Origin of the sequence: Mesorhizobium sp. M7A.F.Ca.US.006.01.1.1 (genome assembly GCF_003997935.1) — a bacterium.
Taxonomy (GTDB): Bacteria; Pseudomonadota; Alphaproteobacteria; order Rhizobiales; family Rhizobiaceae; genus Mesorhizobium.
This window is the reverse complement of record NZ_RZQL01000167.1, coordinates 1-16,139: the sequence shown is the minus strand read 5'-3', so window position 1 is coordinate 16,139 and position 16,139 is coordinate 1. Positions and strand designations below refer to the sequence as shown.

At 58.6% G+C, this 16,139-nt stretch carries 12 protein-coding genes and 1 pseudogene; all 13 read left to right on the top strand.

What is annotated here, in order from left to right; translation table 11 throughout:
* Window positions 1-198: pseudogene (locus EN943_RS25285) on the top strand (ABC transporter ATP-binding protein); the annotation flags it as partial.
* Window positions 199-209: 11 nt separating this feature from the next.
* Window positions 210-1,130: an NAD(P)-dependent oxidoreductase gene (locus tag EN943_RS25280; RefSeq protein ID WP_245475965.1), complete on the top strand. Its 921-nt coding sequence runs from the start codon at window positions 210-212 to the stop codon at window positions 1,128-1,130.
* Window positions 1,123-1,881, top strand: coding sequence for a 3-oxoacyl-ACP reductase family protein (locus EN943_RS25275; RefSeq protein WP_127415086.1), 759 nt, complete (start codon window positions 1,123-1,125; stop codon window positions 1,879-1,881). Before EN943_RS25280 ends, EN943_RS25275 begins: the two co-directional genes overlap by 8 nt.
* Window positions 1,882-1,907: 26 nt before the next feature.
* On the top strand, window positions 1,908-3,341 hold the full coding sequence (hydA, locus tag EN943_RS25270) for a dihydropyrimidinase (RefSeq protein WP_127415085.1): 1,434 nt from the start codon (window positions 1,908-1,910) through the stop codon (window positions 3,339-3,341).
* A 158-nt stretch (window positions 3,342-3,499) separates the two neighbouring features.
* Window positions 3,500-4,477 (top strand): nucleoside hydrolase, encoded by a 978-nt coding sequence (locus EN943_RS25265; protein ID WP_127415084.1) that lies wholly within the window; start codon window positions 3,500-3,502, stop codon window positions 4,475-4,477.
* A 596-nt stretch (window positions 4,478-5,073) separates the two neighbouring features.
* The gene (locus tag EN943_RS25260; RefSeq protein ID WP_127415083.1) at window positions 5,074-5,745 is read left to right on the top strand and encodes a GntR family transcriptional regulator; all 672 of its coding nucleotides are present in this window, start codon (window positions 5,074-5,076) and stop codon (window positions 5,743-5,745) included.
* Between the two features lie 614 nt (window positions 5,746-6,359).
* Window positions 6,360-8,759, top strand: coding sequence for a molybdopterin-dependent oxidoreductase (locus EN943_RS25255; protein WP_127415082.1), 2,400 nt, complete (start codon window positions 6,360-6,362; stop codon window positions 8,757-8,759).
* 29 nt (window positions 8,760-8,788) lie between these two features.
* Entirely contained in the window at window positions 8,789-10,441 is a 1,653-nt protein-coding gene (locus EN943_RS25250) for an MOSC domain-containing protein (RefSeq protein ID WP_164778358.1), read from the top strand.
* A 269-nt stretch (window positions 10,442-10,710) separates the two neighbouring features.
* The gene (locus EN943_RS25245; protein WP_127415080.1) at window positions 10,711-11,874 is read left to right on the top strand and encodes a mandelate racemase/muconate lactonizing enzyme family protein; all 1,164 of its coding nucleotides are present in this window, start codon (window positions 10,711-10,713) and stop codon (window positions 11,872-11,874) included.
* 17 nt (window positions 11,875-11,891) lie between these two features.
* Window positions 11,892-13,337 carry an NAD-dependent succinate-semialdehyde dehydrogenase gene (locus EN943_RS25240; RefSeq protein ID WP_127415079.1) on the top strand — a complete coding sequence of 482 codons (1,446 nt, stop codon included), beginning with the start codon at window positions 11,892-11,894 and terminating at the stop codon, window positions 13,335-13,337.
* Between the two features lie 236 nt (window positions 13,338-13,573).
* Window positions 13,574-14,566 (top strand): sugar phosphate isomerase/epimerase, encoded by a 993-nt coding sequence (locus tag EN943_RS25235; protein ID WP_127415078.1) that lies wholly within the window; start codon window positions 13,574-13,576, stop codon window positions 14,564-14,566.
* On the top strand, window positions 14,563-15,684 hold the full coding sequence (locus EN943_RS25230; protein WP_127415077.1) for a Gfo/Idh/MocA family oxidoreductase: 1,122 nt from the start codon (window positions 14,563-14,565) through the stop codon (window positions 15,682-15,684). The genes EN943_RS25235 and EN943_RS25230 overlap by 4 nt, the downstream gene beginning before the upstream one ends.
* A 107-nt stretch (window positions 15,685-15,791) precedes the next feature.
* Window positions 15,792-16,139: ATP-binding cassette domain-containing protein (locus EN943_RS25225; protein WP_206522805.1), on the top strand; the 348-nt coding region annotated here is incomplete at its 3' end.

Genomic DNA, 16,139 nt, shown 5'->3' with positions numbered 1-16,139 from the left:
GTTCGATCCCTCGCGCACTACGTCGCTGTGATGCGGCTGGGCAAGATTGTCGAAACCGGCGAAACCGAACGCATCTTCGCCAACCCGCAACACGAATACACCCAAAAGTTGCTGGCGGCCGAACTGCCCATTGAACAGAGCGAGGCCCAGCGGACCCGTGCGCAGGTGCATCAGCTGAAGGTGAGGGCTGCACGATGAGCGCTGGCGCCGTGCTGGTGACCGGTGCCGCCGGACTGGTTGGCAATGCAGTCAGGGTAATGCTGGAACAGGCAGGCAGGGATGTCATCCCTGTTGATCGGGTCGCCGCCACCGAAGAAGGGCGTCCGATTGTTCAATGCGACGTCACCGAGGTGCACAGGCTACATGCGGTGGTGCAAGGACAGCGCCTGGCCGGCGTGATCCATTGCGGCGCGTTTTCAGGGCCTATGGTCGCCCGCGACAATCCTCCGGCGATGGTTGCGGTCAACATCGTCGGCACGGCAAACGTGCTCGAACTCGCGCGCCTTCATGCAGCCTCCCGTTTTGTTTTCTGCTCTTCGACAAGCGCCTATGGCGTCACCGAACTCGAGCTGGTGCCCGAAGATGTGCCGTTGCGCCCGACGACGTTGTATGGCGCGAGCAAGGTCAGCGGCGAGCACCTCGTTGCCGCCTATCGATCGCAATATGGGCTTGATGGCGTCAGCCTGAGATTGTCCTGGGTTTACGGCCCTCGTCGGACGACTGACTGCGTAATCCGGGACATGATAACCGACGCGCTTGCCGGAAAACCCACGCGCCTCGCTTTCGGCCGGGAATTCCATCGCCAGTTCATTCACGTCGAGGATGCGGCAAGGGCGCTGATCACGGCTTACGAGCAGCCAAACTTGCCACGCAACACCTACAACGTGACGGGCGGCAGCTATCTGACATTTTCCAAGATAGCCGAGACGGTGCGAACGGTCTTACCGAGTGCCGACATTTCGATCGCCGACGGGGAAGACCCGGTCGACGATCGCCAGACACGGTTCGATATCGCGGCCGTGCAGCGCGACCTTGGGTTTTCACCTCGAATTTCCCTGGCTGATGGGATTCGCAGCTACGCCGATTGGCTCGGCAAAAAATCCGCAGGCGGGGGCGCTGACAATGGATGAGATCTTTTCCGTTAGGGGTCGTCGAGCGCTTGTTACCGGTGGCAGCCGAGGAATTGGCGCTGCCATCTGCGAGCTTTTCGCGCGGCACGGGGCGCGACTGGCGGTCTTTCATTTCAATGATGATGCAAATGCCGCGAAGCTGGAAAAGAAGATGTCTGTCGCCGGCTATAAATTGCATAGTTTCAACTGCGATGTCGCCGATGAAAGCGCGGTCTCCACGGCCGTAGCCGAAGTCCGGAGTTTGTTGGGCGGGATGGATATCGTCGTCAACTGCGCCGGCATCGGCGGAGACAAGCCATTTTCCGAAATCTCAGTCAGTGATTGGGATCGCATGCTGAATGTGCATTTGCGCGGTACGTTCCTGGTCACGCATGCTTTCTTCTCGGACATGGTCGACCAGCGTTGGGGGCGCGTCATCAACATCGCCTCTCAGCTGGCCTACAAGGGAGCGCCCGGACTGGCTCACTACTGCGCGGCGAAAGCTGGCATCGTTGGGTTCACGCGAGCACTCTCCTACGAGGGCGCGCCGCACAACGTCATGGTGAACGCGATTGCTCCCGGCCCGGTTGAGACGGATCTCTTGATGGGTCTGAGCGACGACTGGCGGGCCATGAAGCAAGCGCAACTTCCTATCGGGCGCTTCGGTCGGGTCGAAGAGATAGCCCCCACCGCTCTGCTTCTCGCTTCGGAGGCCGGCGCTTTTTACTGCGGTCAAACTCTGTCGCCGAATGGCGGCGACGTCATGCTCTAGTTTTCAATATTCAATCAGGAGATACCATGCAGAGCTACGATTTGGTTATTCGCGGCGGCACCGTCGTCACCGCAGCCGACACGGTTCGGGCGGATGTGGGCATCACTGGCGGTCGAATTGTTGCCGTTGGCGAGAACCTAAGCCCCGGCACAAATGAAGTGTCCGCTGACGGCCTTCTGGTTATGCCGGGGGGCATCGACAGCCATGTCCATCTTGCCCAGCCCGCTTTTGGCGGACCGGCAATGGCCGACGGATTCGAGACGGGCACGAGATCCGCAATCGCAGGCGGAAACACGACCGTAATCCCGTTTGCGCTTCAGCCAAGAGGCGCGTCGTTGCGAGCGAGTGTCGTCGACTATCACAAGGAATCTGACGGCAAGAGTTACTGTGACTATGGCTTTCATCTCATCATTTCCGACCCAACCTCCACCGTGCTGGGGCAAGAGCTGCCATCCCTGGTCGGTGACGGATATACATCGTTCAAGGTTTTCATGACCTACGAGGATCTGGTGCTCAGTGATCGCCAGATCCTGGATGTTCTTGATTGCGCGCGCAGCTGTGGTGCCCTCGTGATGATCCATTGCGAAGGCTATGATGCCATACGTTTCATGACGGAGAAGCTCGAGCTAGCCAGCAAAAAAGCGCCTTACTACCATGCCGTCTCGCGACCAGAGTCGGTCGAGCGAGAAGCGACCCACAGGGCAATCAGTCATGCGGAACTTACCGATGTTCCGATCATGATCGTCCATGTCTCCGGCCGTGAGGCGATGGAGCAATTGCGTTGGGCGCAGCAAAAGGGTCTGAAGGTTTATGGCGAGACCTGTCCCCAGTATGTCGCCCTCACAGCAGACGATCTTAAGGGGCTCAATATGGATGAGAGCGGAGGCAAATACGTCTGCTCGCCACCGCCTCGCGACAAGACAAGCTGGGATGCGATTTGGGAAGGCATTAGATCCGGCGTTTTCCAGACATTTTCGTCTGACCATTGCCCTTTCTTTTATGAAGGGGAAATGGGCAAGCTCAATCCTAAGGCGCGAACGTCGTTCAAGTGGGTGCCGAATGGCATTCCCGGCGTCGAAACCAGATTGCAGATTCTGTTTTCGAAAGGCGTTGTCGAGGGGCGGATTACGTTAAACGAGTTCGTCGCATTAACTTCCACCAATCATGCCAAGATGTACGGCCTGTATCCTAAAAAGGGGTCGATTGCGCCAGGCTTTGACGCCGACATCGTTCTTTGGGATCCGAACCGGAAGGAGACCATTCGCCAGGAGCTATTGCACCACGGCGCTGACTACACGCCCTACGAAGGCATGGAGGTAACTGGGTGGCCTGTGATGACCTTCTTACGGGGGAAGAAGGTTATGGAGAACGGCGAAATCCTGGGGTCGCCCGGGGACGGAACGTTCCTTGCGCGCGACTTGTCGCCGTACGCTGCCCCGGTTGACCGGACCAATCATTGAACAATTCAGCAGCGAAGTGCTCACACAGAAGACGAAGCGTTGGACGCTACAAAATGATGTGCCAAGCAAGACAGATCTTTTAAGCCACTCATTAGATTTGATGTTTCGGCTTGTCTGATGAGTTAATTAGTATTGACTAGTACACAAAGGTAAAATTCATGGAAAAGATCATCCTGGACTGCGATCCTGGCCACGACGATGCGATCGCCATCCTGCTGGCAGCAGGCAACCCGAATATCGATCTCCTCGGCATCACCACCGTGTCGGGCAACCATAATGTCGAGAACACCACACGCAATGCGCTTGCCGTGTGCACCGCCTACGGCGTCAAGGTGCCGGTGGCGAAGGGATCACCTGGTCCGATGATCGCCGACCAGGTTCTGGCCATCGAGATTCACGGCGAAACCGGCCTCGACGGCCCCGTCTTGCCGCCCGCCTCGTTCGACCTCGACAAGCGGCACGCAGTCGATTTCATCATTGAAACGGTCATGGCCCATGAGCCGAAAACCGTGACGCTGGTGCCGGTCGGTCCCTACACCAACATCGGGCTCGCCATCCGCAAAGAGCCGCGTATCATCGAGCGCGTAAAGCGGGTCGTCGCAATGGGGGGCGCCTATACCCGCGGCAACATCACGCCCGCAGCCGAGTTCAATATCTATGCCGACGCTGAGGCTGCCGATGTCATGTTCCGCGCAAACTGGGACGTCACCATGATCGGGCTCGACCTCACCCAGACTCAGGCCCTGGCCACTCCGGATCTTCAGAACAGGGTGCGCGCCATTGGCGGCTCAATCAGCAAGTTCGTCCTCGATATCTGGGAGTTCATAGCGACCACGCATGGCGGACTGCTGCAGATCGACTATCCTGCCATCCATGACGCATGCTGCGTCGCTGCCCTGATCGATCCCACCATCATCACCACCGAAAAAGCCGACATACGTGTCGAAACTGCCGGCCGGTGGACGAGAGGCATGACGGTCTGCAATTTCGAGAAGATGGGTGGGATGCATCATTTTGGTGGTACGGCGAGCGAGCAGACCGACTTCCGCCACACCGTCGCGATGAAGCTCGACCATCCGAAATTCTGCGACCTGATTGTGGATTCGCTGGAACGACTTACCAAACAGAAGACGTGAACAAGCTTGTGAACAAGCCCTGATCTCAAAAGCAAGTAACGCCATATTTTAAAGGCGGCGGCACCGAGATTTTTGCCCATGCAAGGATGCCATTGCCGGCATAGCTATGCGACCGGCGGCCAGGGTGCATCAGAACACTTGGCCGCCGCACCATTTGGCGCGGGCATTCGCTGGTCTGCCATCTAGGCGAGGATTATCCTTATAAGGAGCATTGTCGAAAGCGCGCTCTTGCGGCGAGTTGACGGTCACTTCGACATTGGTAGCGCCGCAGGCTCCCATTATATTGCGGCCGTCCAGCAGCGTTTCCCGTAAGCTGCCCAACGTCGCCGTTGACATCAGGGGCGCGGGTCCTTTCACCTCAAAGAGAGAGGCAACAGTTCCTATCTATGGATCAATGCGCGGGTGGGCAGACGAGAACCATCATCAGATGCGTCGATAGCCGAGATCGTGACCACAAGATCGAAGAGAGACGATACTTGGAGTTTGCGCCCGCCGTGTCGATGATAAATTCGAGAGATGGACTTTGAAAGGACGGCACTCAACTTTTTCGACGGATCGCGCTATCAACTTGCTAGAATCTGTGGAGTGCATTTCGAATGGAACAATCGAACGTGGGTGACCAGGCTCGAGTTCTGGCGCGGAGAATTGAAGAAGAAATAGCCCTTGGTTTGTTACGCCCGCGGGAGCGTCTCATAGAGGACGATCTCATGCGCAAGTTCGATGTGAAGCGACACGTCGCTCGACACGTTCTCGGTCTTCTCGAGAGTACGGGGGTCGTGAGCCGCGAGCGCAACAAAGGAGCAGCTGTCCGGGATTTCTCCCCGCGCGAGGTGGAGCAGATCTACGACGTGCGCGAACTCTTGCTCGGTCGCGCGGCGGAACTGATTCCCATCCCCGCACCCACAGATGTTGTCGCCGAGCTGAAAGCCATTCACGCTCGCCACAAGGGCGCGGCCGCTGCTGGCGACCTGCGGACCGTGTTTCGGGAAAACCTCAAGTTTCATGCTGTCCTTGAGGCGGCATGTGGCAATCCGCATCTCTATGAGGCGCTCCAGCAGTTTGGCTATCGCGCTCATGCAATGCGGTCCCATACGATCCTGTCACCCGATTTGCTGGCCAACGCAATCGCCCAGCATGGACAGATGATTGCAGCGCTCGAGACTGGGGACAGGACCTCACTGCGTGGCCTGATGGTTGCTCACATTCAGCCGGCAAAGCTCGCCTACCTTCAGTACGCGACCAAGATTCATCCCGAACAACCAGCGTGATCTGACATCGGGATTCCAGCCGGCGGAAAATGGCGGCAAACCATGTCGGCGAGCCGGCTTGGTTTGCAGATCCGTCCCCGTATCGCTCGACCCCGATTTTTGGCTTAGTCCGGCGCCGCGTCCGCGAGGGCTTACCTTGTGCACAAGCTCTTGTTTTATCGTGTGAAATTTCCCTCGGCGATTCCGGATGCTGAATAGGATATGATACACAATTCAATACGAAAATACGCCAGTTCGTATTGACCATCCGGTCGCTTGGCTCTTACTATGCACGCGGTTCCGGCTTTTTCGTCTAGACGGCACTGTTGAAACGCGTGCGGAGGCGAAGCAATCGCGAAAAGCTTATTCTAGATGGCGCAAAGAGGCGGACAAGGGCGCCGACGTCATTCCGGCTTGCTTGCATCGCCACCGCGTCGTGGTCACACGGTCAAGGTTCCGGTCGAACATTTGCCTGGCCACGTTGAGTGCGCGACCGGATCGGGCGTACCGAGGTCACGCGACCGACTTTTGGTCCTAGGCGCGGGCGGCCATCTTCCGGGTCCGAACGAGGACGGCCCAAATCAACGAGCAGTGACAACCGGTCAGCGCGTAGCGAGTAAAAATGGAGGCTGCGAATGGTGATGCAACGGACACCGGGGTTCTGCGCTCTTTGTAAATCCCGATGTGGCTCCATCATGGTTACGCGCGACGGAAAGTTCATAGCGCAAGAGCCAAATCCCGAACATCCGACCGGTATGTCGCTGTGTGTGAAGGGCAAGGCGGCTCCCGAGATGGTCTACAATGACGATCGCCTCCTCTATCCAATCATGCGCACTAACCCGAAAGGAAGCGCCGATCCAGGCTGGAAGCGCATCAGTTGGGATGAGGCCCTCGATCGAATCGGCAATGAGCTGGCGCGTATCCGCGACAAATACGGACCGGAGGCGGTCGTCATCGGTCTCGCCACGCCGAGCGGCACTTCGATCTCCGATGACATCCGCTGGATCGAGCGCTTCGCCAACGTCTTTGGCACTCCAAATTCTGCCAACGGTACTGAACTTTGCAATTGGCACAAAGACAAAGCGCATGCCTACACCTTCGGACGTGGCATCTCCGCTCCCGACTTTGTGAATACGAACTGTGTGGTGTTATGGGGCCACAATCCAAGCGCAACCTGGCTCGATCACGCAACCGCAACCGCAGCCGCCAAGGCGCGCGGAGCCAAATTGATTGTGATCGATCCGCGCCGTGTCGGCTTCGCTTCAAGGGCGGACCGATGGCTACGAGTCCGGCCGGGGTCGGATGGAGCTCTCGCACTAGGCCTGGCCCGGTCGATGATCCGCAACAAGTGGTTTGACGAGACATTCATCCGCGACTGGTCGAACGGCCCGCTTTTGGTGCGAATGGATACGGAGCGGTTTCTAAGGGTCGAAGACGTGATGGCTGAGATCGACGCTGACGGAGATGACCTACTGACGATTGCCTCAGGCTCAGCCGAACTTGTCGCCTATTCGGCAAAGACGAAGGCTTACGCCAGGACTGATTTGCAACCTGATCTTTGGGCAGAGACGGAGGTCGAGCTTGCCAATGGCGGCCACATCCTCTGCCGTTCGGCCTTCTCACTCTACGCTGAGTTATGCGACGAATACACGCCCGAAGTCGTCGAGGATATCTGTTGGATTCCGGCCGATCAGATCGACGCGACCGCAAAGCTCATCGGGACCTCTGGTCCTGTCTGCTACTATGCCTGGACCGGGATCGGCCAGCACAGCAATGCGACGCAGACCGATCGCGCCGTCGCGCTGGTTATGGCGTTGACAGGAAGTTTCGATATCCCGGGAGGAAACGTTGTCTATGCTAGGCCGCCGGCATTCTCGGTCGAGCGGCCCGATCTGTTGTCGCTCGCACAGCAGGCCAAATGCGTTGGCCTGGAGCAGTCGAAGCTCGGCCTCGCAAAGAACAATTGGATCGGGTCGCACTCAATGTACGACGCAATCCTGGAAGGCGATCCCTATAAGATACGCGGGCTCGTCGGATTTGGCCGAAACTTTCTCGTCAATCATCCAAATGTGCAGCGCGGCGTCGAAGCGCTCAGCAAGCTCGAGTTCCACGTCCAGACTGACGTGACCATGACGCCGACTGCCTTGTATGCCGATATCGTCCTACCCATCTGCACGGCTTGGGAGCGCGAGGCTCTGCGCGTTGGCTTCGAAGGTAGCGACAGGGCCGAACGTCTGGTTCAGTTTCGACAAGCCGTTATAGAGCCTCTCGGCGAGAGCCGCACCGACGCCTTCGTTGTGTTCCAGATTGCGAAGCGCCTCGGACTGGGACATCTGTTCTGGGATGGAGACGTCAACGCAGGCCTCGAATACATCCTAAAGCCGCTCGGGCTAACACTCGACGATCTGCGTAACAAGCCCAACGGCATCAGCGTCGCTGGAGAGACCAAGTTCAAAGGCTATCTGACGGATGGAATGAACACGGCAACGGGCAAGGTCGAGATCTATTCAGAGGTCTTCGCCAATGAAGGTCACGAGCCTCTGCCCAGATATGTCGAGCAGTACCTCACATTGATGAGACAATATGACGGCCGGTTCCCGCTGATCCTTATCTCTGCCAAGGTCGTTCACTACCGACACAGCCAGGACCGCCATGTTCCCTCATTGCGGAAGCGCCAACCCGATCCCGAGGTGACCGTCCATCCGGAGACAGCGAAACAGCGTTCGCTCAAGGAACATGATTGGGTCGGGATCGTCACCCCGCACGGCCGAGCTCGTTTTCGGTTGAAGTTCGATCCCACGATTCACCCACTCGTCGTATGTGCGCAATATGGCTGGTGGCAGGGCAACAAGGCGCTCGGTTTGAAAGGGTTCGATCCGTTCTCGAGCGATGGCGCCAACTTCAACCGCCTGGTGGGGGACGACAGGCTGGACCCAATTAGCGGCGGCGCGCCGCTACGTTCGTACATCTGCGAGATCGAGGGACTTGCCGACCATCTGGAGCAGGCGAAGATCGATGAGCCCGAGGCGGTCTGATGGGGCGAACAAGAAGCGGGAGCGAGAGCATGCTCAACCAGGCCAGGCGCGCAGTTCCAACGAAGAATGGGTTCGGTCGCGCCGTGCTGCATCAGCTTTGGGGCCCGGACAGGGGGGAGGCATCCGACACAGCGCAGGCCGCTTGTCATACCCTCGCGCTTGCGGGTGCAGCGGCAGATACAGACCGCATTGTCCTGCAGTATCCGGAAAAGCACTATGCTTTCTGGAAGGCCGAGTTGGTGGAGTTCGTTCACCTGTTCGGGCCCGGCGGCTTCGCGGAGAATTTATCGACCTCCGGGCTGGACGAAAATGAGGTCTGTATCGGCGACACGATCCGTCTCGGCTCGGCACTGCTGCAGGTCAGTGAGCCCGTTGAACCGGGCTTTCTCCTCAACGCCAGATTCAATCACCCCTCAATTGCGCGCATGATATGCGAGAGCAAGCGCACAGGCTGGCATTATCGCATTGTCGAACACGGTCAGTTCCAAGTCGGCGACGAACTCGTGATCATGGAGCGACCGCATCCGGAGTGGCCGATCGCCCGTGTGCTGCACTTTTTGCACCAGGAGACCGCCAATCGACAGGCGCTTGAGGAGCTTCTGAAACTTAAGCCGCTGGGAAGGGTAACGCGGGAACTCTTTCAGCGCCGGTTTGACGATCTCAAGCCCGAGTTTGATCAACTCGATGCCCTGCCGGTGCGTCCGGTGGCCGAGCCGGAAATTCTTTCGCCAGTCGAACGTTCGGGCAACGACGTGTGGAGGTCCGTTCTCGTACGCGGGATCATGATTGAGTCGCCTGCCGTGCGCTCCTTTTATCTTGTCTCGGCGCAGGGAGGCCGGCTGCCGAAGTCCAAGCCCGGCGCTCATCTCAAGGTCAAACTCCCAAATGGCCTGACGAGGCATTATTCGTTGTGTAGCAACTCGCTAGGCGACGAGTATCACATCGCCGTCGGGCGAAACCCCGACAGCGCCGGGGGCTCCGCCTGTTTGCATGAGCAGGTAAAGGTCGGGGACATTCTCCATATCACCGACCCAATCAACACTTTCCCCGTCGATGCGGAGACCGAGCACCACATCCTGATCGCAGGCGGGATCGGCATCACGCCGTTCCTGTCGATGATCGACTATTTCGAGAGGTCGTTCATTAGCTACGAGTTGCACTTCTGCACGCGCAGCGCCAAGGACACACCATTTTACAGGCGACTGTCCTGTCTCCCCGCCAATCGCATCACCTTCCACCACAGCAGCGGCGACCTTAGGAACCGCATTGACCTGAATGCGGTCTTATCGGATCTGGATCCCGATGCTCACATCTATTGTTGCGGGCCCACGGGCCTGATGCGCGCGGTCGAAGGGGCCACGAGCAAGTTTGACCGCAAGCGGGTGCACTTCGAATCCTTTGGGGCCGCGGCGACGGCCCAGAACGCATTTTCGGTTAAGCTGGAGTCGTCGGGGCAGGTGTTTCTCGTCGGTCCCGACCAGACAATCCTTCAGGTTCTCCGAGACAACCACGTCGATGTCGATTCGCAGTGCGAATCCGGCTCGTGTGGCACTTGTATCGTCAAATATTCGCAAGGCGAAGTCTTGCACAAGGACTTCGTCCTTACAGCAGACGAACGCAAATCCTGCCTGACTGTTTGTGTGTCACGAGCGGCATCAGACCATCTAACATTGACGTTGTAGGTCCAGCCCTATCCGGCGCTGTCGTGGGCAAGGGTAGAGCCAGGTCATCGATAGCGTGCTGGTGAAGGAAAGCCATTTTCCAAGGGAATGGCGTTACGCCCGGCAGCGATCACTCAATCGCGCACCTTGCACGCAGGCGCGGCGACGATCTGACGAGCTTGACATCTCGACCATGGCAAAGCGGTGGCAAAAGAAAACTATTAATAATATCATTGACAATCGTAAAGCGAGGGTATCTTGTTCGTAGCGTTCATCAGCGAGAGATCCCAATGACCAGTATAATTCGTGTTCGAGCGAGGCATGTCTCCATCCCCCTCGACGTCCAGACCGGAATTGCCCGTCGCCAAATAACCGAGCGTCATTACGGACTTGTCGAAGTCACCGGCAGTGACGGCATCACCGGAATTGGCTTTTGCTATGTTGGCCACCGCGCCGGTGGGCTGTTCACGCAGGCTGTCTCCGATTTGCTAGCGCACAGGATTTTGGGCGAAGATGCCTATCGCGTTGAAGGGCTTTGGGAAGAAATGTATCAGGAGGCCCTGCTGCATGGTCGCAGCGGGACCGTGCTGCGCGCTATCAGCGCAATAAACAACGCGATGTGGGATCGTAACGCGAGGGCTGCAGGTCTGCCCCTCTATCGGTTCATTGGCGCCTCAGCGACCGACCGCGTGCCTGCTTATGCAAGTGGCGGCTACTACCTGCCAGGCAAGACGCCGGCGGATCTTGCGGAAGAATGCGCCGGACACGTCGCAAGCGGTTTCACTGCCGTCAAAATCAAGGTCGGCGGCGGAAAAGACCTGGCCGAGGAAGAGGCTCGCGTGCGCGCGGTCAGAGAGCGCATCGGCTCCGATGTGCTCCTGATGCTCGATGCCAACAACGCCTGGTCGGATTTTCCGACCGCACTGCAGTTCATTCGCGCCTTCGAGCCATATCGGCCGTATTGGATCGAGGAGCCATTTAGCCCCGACGATATCGACAACCATGCCCGCCTCGCGGCCGCGACCTCGATCCCGGTGGCGACCGGTGAAATCGAAACAGGTCGCTGGCGTTTCAAGGAACTGATTGCCCGCGACGCCGTCGCAATCCTTCAGACCGATGCCTGCGTTTGCGGTGGTATCAGCGAGTTTCGGCGGATTGCCGCGACGGCCGCATCGCACGGTTTGACACTGGCTCCGCACTGGTTCCACGATCTCCACGTGCATCTCGTCGCCTCGATCCCGAATGCCAAATGGGTTGAGTTCTTCCCCGACAGCCAGGTCTTGAATTTTCGAGAACTCGTCGACGTTCAGCTCCAGACTGAAAACGGCGACGTTCTACTGCCGCAAACGCCGGGGCTCGGCTTCGGCTTCGTCGAAAAAGCCGTGGAAGCTTATGCAGTCGCGCCGTGGACCGATGCGAAGAAAACGGCAGTCGTGAAGGCAGCTGTCGCGTAGAGCAGCGAGGAACCAGCATGACCTATAGTGCTCCAGATCTATTCATCGGCGGACGCTCCTTGCGTCCTGCCGGTGCACGCCAGATCGCCGTCTACAATCCGGCCGACGAGGAACTGCTCGGCCATGTTGCCGCCGCGACGAGTCACGAGGCGGAACTCGCGCTGAAAGCAGCTCAAAGTGGGTTCGAAATCTGGCGCCACACGCCTCACTGGCAGCGTGGAGATGTTTTGCGGCGGATCGGTGCTCTCATACGGGAGAGATGCGACAGTATCGTCCATCTCGTGGTTCTGGAGATCGGCAAGCCCGCAGCGGAAGCGCGAGGCGAGACGTTACAAGCCGCCGAATATTTCGAATGGTGCGCCGATGAGGCGCGCCGCCTGACGGACGAACGACTGCAGGGGCGCCTGCCTGGTGCGGAGTTACAGATTAAGCATCAGCCTATCGGGGTGGTGCTGGCGCTCACGGCCTGGAACTTCCCTATCATCCTTGCGGCACGCAAATTGTCGGCCGCACTTGCGGCCGGCTGTTCGGTCATCGTGCGCCCGGCAGGGGAAGCGCCGGCCAGCGTTGCCGCTCTGGTTGCCTGTTGTCACGACGCTGGCTTGCCCGATGGCACTGTCAATCTTCTCTTCGGGAGCCCGGACGAAGTCCTTTCTCCTCTGATGAGAGCGCCTGCCGTCCGCAAGGTTAGTTTCACGGGATCGACGGCAGTCGGCAAGATCATCTTTCAGCAGAGTGCAGAGACCATCAAGCAGATGACTTTGGAACTAGGCGGGCACGCTCCTTTCATAGTTCTACCGGATGCCGATGTCGATCATGCAGCAGCTATGGCCGTCGCTGGCAAGTTTAGAAACGCCGGCCAGGTATGCACATCGCCCAGCCGTTTCTTCGTGCATGACCAGGTGTTTGATGCATTCCTCAGCAAATTTGAGGCCGGCGCTCGCGCACTGAAACTCGGCAATGGGCTCGACCCCACGGTTCAGATGGGCCCGTTGGCAACCGAGCGACAGCGCGACCGGGCAGAGCGTTATGTCGCCGACGCCGTGGAAAAGGGTGCTCGCGTGGTTTGCGGCGGCCGGCGACCGCCAGGGTTCAATCGGGGCTTCTATTACGAGCCGACCCTACTCACGGACCTGGCGCCCGACAGCATGATCCTCACCGAAGAGCCGTTCATCCCAGTGGCGCCTGTCTTGCGCATAAAAAGTCTGGAAGAGGCGGTCGAGAAGGCAAATGCCTTGGAGGCAGGCTTGTCCTCCTACCTTTTCACGCGCTCGCTCAAAAACGCTGAACGGGTCACAAGTGAGCTCCAGGCCGGGCTCGTGGGCGTCAATACGATCGCGGTGGCGATGCCGGAAGGGCCTTTTGGAGGCGTCAAGGCGAGCGGTTTTGGGCGCGAAGGTGGCAAGCACGCACTCGAAGAGTTCATGACCACGAAATTTATCAATCGAACCAACATGGCGTGAAACGCTTCCGGCGCCGACATCATGGACCCCTGTCCAGGACGGTGGTCTGTCGGCGCCTGGTTCTGGCCTGGTCGAGTCGCTGTGCCCTTGAGGGCTAGCGCCTCAAATCGCAACGAACTTGATAAGTCACCAATAATAGAATACTATCATTGAGTACTAAATTGTGCACAATTCCTGCCGTTCTTCCTGGGTAGGAGCGACGGTCTACACGTCTGGCCAAAGCAGCGAGAAACGGCATGACAAAACGTTCCGACAGGCAGAAGTTTTCCATCGGGTACCATTTGAACAGCTGGGACCTGGCAGGTTTGCCTCTTCGCGAGCCTTTGGAGTTCCTGAACGCACAGGGTTTCGAATGGTTTGAAATGTTGGCCTGGACGACGTTGTCGGAGGAGCACAGCCGCAAGTACCTCCAGTTCGTGCCGCAGGCACCTATGAAATTTTCGACGGATACCGATCTGCTTCGGCGTTACGCAGTCCTCTCAGAGGCGCAGTCCGAACTCGGCATCCGTTTGTCGTCCCTCTATGTCAACGCTACCTTCACCAATCCCCTGGTCTGGCCTTACGAGCGCGACACGCTCGTAGCAATATTGCGTCTGCTGAAAGGATTCGGATCGCCGATCCTGGTTCTCGGCGGTGGTCCATCCGAAGCCATAGACGGCCCGCACGAAGCCCAGGACTACAAGAACTTCTGTCGTGCACTCGAGGAGATTGGCAGCCGGTCGCGCGATCTCGGCATCCAGACGGTGTTCCATCCGCATATCGAAACGTTTGTCGAGCGGCGCGATCAGCTTGACCGTGTGATGGATCAGATCGACACCTCGCTCGTCGGGCTTTGCATCGACCCGGCCCACTTCGTCCTCAATCACTGCGATCCTGTCGATGCCCTGAAAGTTTACTCCTCGGCCGTGCGGTACATGCATTTCAAGGACACGACCGTGACGCCGGGCCTCAAGCGAAGCGAACGCTATCGGGAATTTTGCGCTCTCGGAGCAGGGGTCGTGGATTTCCCGGCGCTTGTCGACGCGCTGCTGGATATCGAATACAACGGCATCGCGCTGATCGAGCTCGATCTGCCCGAGAAATCGGCCGAAGAAAGCGCTCTTCAGAGCATCCAGTATATTCGCGAAACGCTGGGCCTGGAGTTGAACTCCGCCCATATCAGGAACTCCAGCGCTACTGGTCAAGCCAAGCGCGCAGATGCTCCAACGGCGAACGCGAGGGCCAAATGAAGCCCGCGGGCCGTATTGGCGTGGGGGTTGTCGGCTGTGGCGAAATTGCCCAGCTGATGCACCTGCCTTGCATTGCCGAACTGGACGATTTCAGCCTCGCGGGGCTTTGCGACCTTTCCGCTGGCGTGCTGGCTCGGCTTGGAGAGCAATATAGCGTCGGCGCCACCTACCGGGATCATCGCGAGCTGCTGGCAGATCCGGCGATTGACGCGATTGTTATCTGCAACAACGACCATGGCGCGATCGTCGCTGATGCGATCGCAGCGAAGAAGCACTTCATCGTAGAAAAGCCGGTCGCCTTCACGCTTGAAGAAGCGGCTAGCCTGCCCCGACGGGCGACTGAGGCTGGCATCGTCGGCATGGTCGGTTACATGAAGCTGTTTGATCCTGGTTTTCAATATGGCCGGGAGCGCATACGGACCCTCGGGGCCCCCACCTCAATCCGGGTGCACGACTTCTCTGGGCGTTTCGACCGCTACAAGTCTCTCTACACCCAGACTCTCCCGGCCGACGTGCCCGCAGCGGTGCTGGCGGAAGGCAAGAGGCAAATCGACCTGCGAATCGCCGCATCGCTCGGCGCAAAAAAGGCTGGCTACAGTGACCTCTACACCACGATTTTGATGCTGGGCAGTCATGATCTGGCGGTGCTGCGATCCATCTTCGGCCCGCCCGCAAGGGTCGCGTATGCCCAGGCAATTGGCCCGACCCATGTACTCGCCGTACTGGAATACGCAGGTGGCGTGCCAGCCATCCTCGAGATCGCGTTCGGGACCAGGTATGAATGGTGGGACGAGGTGGTTGAGGTTCGATCACTCGATGCCGAGGTGCGCATCGAGTTCGCAAATCCCTACCACCGTCATCACACAGCCACGGTTCGCGTTCGTGAGGCAATCGATGAGTTGCCAAGCGAACGCATGGTACCAGGCACCCCGGACACATCGTTCCGCAGACAGTGGAAGCACTTTGCAGCGGCGATACGCTCGGAAGAGGTGCCGGTATCCACCTTGTATGGCGGTGTGTCCGACATAAGGCTCGCACGCGCAATTATAGACGCCCTGCCGCCGAAGGCCGCGATCGATGTTGGATCGCGCGGGGAGGCTATCGCTGTCTCCCAATAAGGCTTGGGGACCAACTCATGCATAACGTCTCAAGGGAGGATTTCGTGGAAGGGATAGTGGCAGAAGGAATCTGCAAGCATTTTGGCCATGTGGAGGCGCTGAGAGGCGTGAACCTGACGGTCAGGCCAGGCGAGATCGTTGCGCTGCTTGGCGACAATGGCGCCGGGAAATCGACGTTCTCGAAGGTCATCAGCGGACACTATACTCCCAGCGAAGGCCGGGTTTTGATCGACGGACAGCCGGTGTCGTTCGCGTCGGTCCGCGAAGCGCAGGCGGCCGGGGTCGAGATGGTCTACCAGGATCTCGCCCTCGCGCCGGACCTGACGGTGGCCGAGAACGTGTTCCTCGGACGGGAGATCCCTGCCGCCGCGCCGTACAGCTGGTTCGGCATGCTCGATCGCCCGAAAATGGCAGCCGAGTCGGCCGAAGTCCTGAAGATGCTGGCGATCCAGGGC

Excerpts from the sequence above, each read along its gene's own strand:
- EN943_RS25275 (WP_127415086.1), top strand. The coding sequence starts at position 1,123 with ATGGATGAGATCTTTTCCGTTAGGGGTCGTCGAGCGCTTGTTACCGGT.
- hydA (WP_127415085.1), top strand. The coding sequence starts at position 1,908 with ATGCAGAGCTACGATTTGGTTATTCGCGGCGGCACCGTCGTCACCGCA.
- EN943_RS25265 (WP_127415084.1), top strand. The coding sequence starts at position 3,500 with ATGGAAAAGATCATCCTGGACTGCGATCCTGGCCACGACGATGCGATC.
- EN943_RS25260 (WP_127415083.1), top strand. The coding sequence starts at position 5,074 with ATGGAACAATCGAACGTGGGTGACCAGGCTCGAGTTCTGGCGCGGAGA.
- EN943_RS25255 (WP_127415082.1), top strand. The coding sequence starts at position 6,360 with ATGGTGATGCAACGGACACCGGGGTTCTGCGCTCTTTGTAAATCCCGA.
- EN943_RS25250 (WP_164778358.1), top strand. The coding sequence starts at position 8,789 with ATGCTCAACCAGGCCAGGCGCGCAGTTCCAACGAAGAATGGGTTCGGT.
- EN943_RS25245 (WP_127415080.1), top strand. The coding sequence starts at position 10,711 with ATGACCAGTATAATTCGTGTTCGAGCGAGGCATGTCTCCATCCCCCTC.
- EN943_RS25240 (WP_127415079.1), top strand. The coding sequence starts at position 11,892 with ATGACCTATAGTGCTCCAGATCTATTCATCGGCGGACGCTCCTTGCGT.
- EN943_RS25235 (WP_127415078.1), top strand. The coding sequence starts at position 13,574 with ATGACAAAACGTTCCGACAGGCAGAAGTTTTCCATCGGGTACCATTTG.
- EN943_RS25230 (WP_127415077.1), top strand. The coding sequence starts at position 14,563 with ATGAAGCCCGCGGGCCGTATTGGCGTGGGGGTTGTCGGCTGTGGCGAA.